We start from the raw sequence: 3,907 nt of genomic DNA, 5'->3' as shown, positions 1-3,907 counted from the left end.
TGACGTCTTGGTATTCTGGATGGATGCCTTCTTTCATGGCCGGCCTGCTCCAAATCGGCTTTCTTGTCAGGTTAATCGACGAAGCATAGCGCGCATGATGAGGCTCCGCAAGTTTCGGTGACGGGATCGCGCGCTATCAGGGTCTCAATCACCAGCGTCTCAATCTACGACCTCGGCAGCGGGCTTAGGCCAGGCCGCCGAGGGCGCGTCGGACGGCTGGGAGACGGCCGCGACCAGGTCCGGTTTGATAGCCCGCACCAGCGGTGCCGGCTCCACCTCATCCGGCGTTCGCCAGAGCCCGATGCGCGCCACCAGCCGACCCAGCTCGGGCGCTGCAGAGCTGACCGCAATCGGCACCGCTAGCAAGGCACCAACAAAAAACGGTGAGATCACCAGCGCGCCGGGTGGTGCATGCTCCGCGAGCCAGACAAACCCGAACACCCCAAACAAGGTCTGCGGCCATAGCCGTCGTAACGCATCGAAGAGCCGAACACCATGGGTCACCCTCCGTTGCGGCCCCCAAACGACAGCTCGCCCCATGCTCAGACCGAGCAGGAACAGACTGTGGGCAATCGCCATGATCGGCGCCATCAGCATGCTGAAGACCATCTCGCTGAGGCTGCCGATGATCAGCCGACCGCCACCGCCGAAGCGCTGACGTGCAGCCCGGCTGCTCAGCGCATCGAGGATGGTCGCAAGCTTGGGGGCAAAGACCATACCCATCACAAGCACGAACAGCGCCGCCCCCGGAGCTGGCAGATAGACCGGCCCAGTCTCACCAAAGCCCATTCGCAGCACGCCAACCATCATCAAGAGCACCCAGGCCGGCGAGGCCAAGAACATCATCACCGCCAGTCGCAGCTGCCAGCGGCTTACCGGATGCAAGCCTTTGAGCTGATCGCGACTCAGCCGCAGATACTGCATATTGCCTTGACACCAGCGCAGATCGCGGCGGATGAACTCGAGCAGGGTCGGCGGATTCTCCTCCCAGCTCCCGCCCTCGATCGGCATGACCCGGACCTGGTAGCCCGCACGCCGCATCCAGGCCGCTTCGAGCTGATCATGGCTCAGGACCCATCCGGAGAGCGGACCCACGCCGGCGAGGCGCGGCAGCTCGCAATGGTCGATGAAGGGACGCAGCCGAATGAGGGCGTTGTGGCCCCAGTACGGACCGGCATCAGCCTGCCACCAGGCCGCGCCGATGCTATAGCTCTTCATGCCGAGACGCATGCCAAACTGAAACGGCCTGGCAAAGGCGCTGTCGCTCGGCAGGCCCACCATCAGCGTCTGCAGGATGCCAAGCTGTGGCTGCGCCTCCAGGGTGCGCACCATGCGCAAGATGGTCTCGGCCGCCATCAGGCTGTCGGCATCGAGCACCAGCATGAAGTCATGCGCCTCGCCCCAGCGCTCACAGAAGTCGCGCACGTTACCGGCCTTAAAGCCGGGATTTTGCGCGCGACGGCGATAGGTGACGTCGATCACACCGCTCCAGCGATCAGCCAGCCAGGTGATCCGCTCCTCCTCGGCCGCAATGACCTCGGGCCAGGTTGAATCACTGAGCACATAGATGTGAAAACGATCGGCGACACCCGCATCCGCCAGCTCGTCGATCATCCGATCCAGATGCCGGGCGACCTGAGCCGCATCCTCGTTACGGATGCAGCTCAGCAGTGCGGTGCTGCTGACGATTGGCGTAGGATCATCCGCGGCACTCAGCAGCGGACAAACGCTCTGCGCCGGGTCAGGAGACAGGCGCATGATCAGCAGTCCAAGGACTGCATTCCAGAACCCGATGACAGTCCAAGGCAAGGTGATCGCAAAGCAGAGCACCAGGAGAAGATCCAGCCAATCGAAGCCGCCGGCCTGCAGGGTCCAGACCATCAGTCCGAGCGCGGCAAGGGTCGTCAGGACGACGAGGCTAGCGAACAACCAACGGCGCCAGACTAGCGCCACCTGCATCTGGGGCTTAGCGCTTGGCCCGGCCTCCATCGAATCTAACGTCCTCATCCTCGTCAACACCGCGAGACCTCAATGTAGTGGAATGCTCCGATGACGAACATGATTGGGGCAGACAAAAGCCGGACAATGGCTGCGTACCCCAATCAGGCTAGCGACTGCGGCCGCGCTTGGCTCGCGGCCGCCAGTCCCGAGGACGCTGCTGCGTTGCCCCTCCAGAGCCTCTGGACTGAACTGCCGGTACCAGATGATGCTTGCCGTTACCGATCAGGTCGGCGCGCCCCATGGACTTGAGCGCCTCGCGCAGTTGCGGCCAGTTATCCGGGTCGTGCCAGCGCAGGAAGGCCTTGTGCAGGCGGCGCTGGCGGAGCTTGCGCACCACGCTGATCGGCTTGGTCGTGCTCCGCTCAGAGCGTCGAATAGGCTTCAGGGGATTGAGACCGGTATGGTACATGGCCGAGGCCAGCGCCAGCGGGGTCGGCAGGAAGGCCTGCACCTGATCCGGTCGCAGCCGGTTGCGCTTCAGCCAGAGGGCCAGGTTCAGCATATCCTCATCCCTAGTGCCAGGATGGGCAGCGATGAAGTACGGGATCAGGTATTGCTCCTTGCCGGCCTCGCGCGAGTAGCGCTCGAACAGCTGGCGGAATCGCTCGTAGCTGTCGATGTCCGGCTTCATCATCGCCGCCAGTGGTCCGGGCTCGGTATGCTCCGGGGCGATCTTCAGATAGCCGCCAACATGGTGCATCACCAGCTCTCGGATGTACTCGGGTGAGCGCAGCGCGAGGTCGTAGCGCAGGCCGGAAGCGATCAGCACGCGCTTGATACCCGGCACCGCGCGAGCCTTGCGATAGAGCCGGATCAGCGGACCGTGATCGGTGTTGAGGTTCGAGCAGATACGAGGGTAGACACAGGACAGGCGTCGACAGGCAGCCTCGATCGTCGGGTCCTTGCAGGCCAAGCGCCACATATTCGCGGTCGGCCCGCCCAGGTCCGAGATGATGCCGGTGAACTGCGGCGTGCGATCGCGAACCTCGGCGATCTCCTCGAGAATCGACGCCTCGCTCCGGCTCTGGATGATGCGCCCCTCGTGCTCGGTGATCGAGCAGAAGGTGCAGCCACCGAAGCAGCCGCGCATGATGTTGATCGAATGGCGAATCATCTCCCAGGCCGGCAGCCGCGCCTGGCCGTACTCGGAATGCGGACGACGACTGTAGGGCAGCGCAAAGACGCGGTCCAGCTCGGCGCTGCTGAGTGGAATCGGCGGTGGATTCAGCCAGACCTCGCGCTCGCCGTGCCGCTGCACCAGGGCGCGGGCATTGCCGGGATTGGTTTCGAGATGGAACACACGCGAGGCGTGGGCATAGAGCACCGGATCATCGCGCACCTGCTCGAAGGACGGTAAGCGCACGACGCTGCGCGCGCGCTCCAGCCGACGCTCCAGCCCCCGCTCACGTCGGCAGCGGCGCCGGTTGACGGCGATCCCTGCCTGGGGAGCAGCGGCCCTGGCCTCTGCCGGGGCATCGGCGCAGGTCGGCTGACGCCCGCGGCTGTAAGGTCCGGCATCGTCCTCACCAGGCGACGGATCGGCCGCGGGCTCGACCGGCCAGTCTGGGGTCTCATAAGGATTAAGCTTCGGACGCACGGGTCCCGGTTGATCCAGGTCGCTGGCGTCGATCTCGATCCAGCCCTCCGGCAGTCCCCGTCGCATGAAGGCCGTGCCACGGATGTCACGAATGCTGCCCACCGCCTCGCCACGCGCCAACCGATGCGCAATCTCGACGATGGCCCGCTCGGCGTTACCGAACAGCAGCAAATCGGCCTTGGAATCAGCGAGCACCGAGCGTCGCACCCGATCCGACCAGTAGTCGAAGTGGGCGATCCGGCGCAGACTCGCCTCGATGCCACCGATGACGATCGGCACGCCATGGAAGGCCTCTCGCGCGCGCTGGGC

At 64.6% G+C, this 3,907-nt stretch carries 2 protein-coding genes; both read right to left on the bottom strand.

Annotation, left to right across the window (positions count from 1 at the left end; genetic code table 11):
* Positions 1-159: 159 nt before the first annotated feature.
* Positions 160-2,007 (bottom strand): glucans biosynthesis glucosyltransferase MdoH, encoded by a 1,848-nt coding sequence (gene mdoH / locus ACY693_RS16415; RefSeq protein WP_462322887.1) that lies wholly within the window; start codon positions 2,005-2,007, stop codon positions 160-162.
* A gap of 100 nt (positions 2,008-2,107) precedes the next feature.
* On the bottom strand, positions 2,108-3,907 hold a 1,800-nt coding region (locus ACY693_RS16410), incomplete at its 5' end, for a YgiQ family radical SAM protein (protein ID WP_462322886.1).

It is taken from the genome of Halochromatium sp., assembly GCF_054919635.1.
The sequence above is the reverse complement of the archived record's forward strand: the minus strand, read 5'-3'. Positions and strand labels throughout refer to the sequence as shown.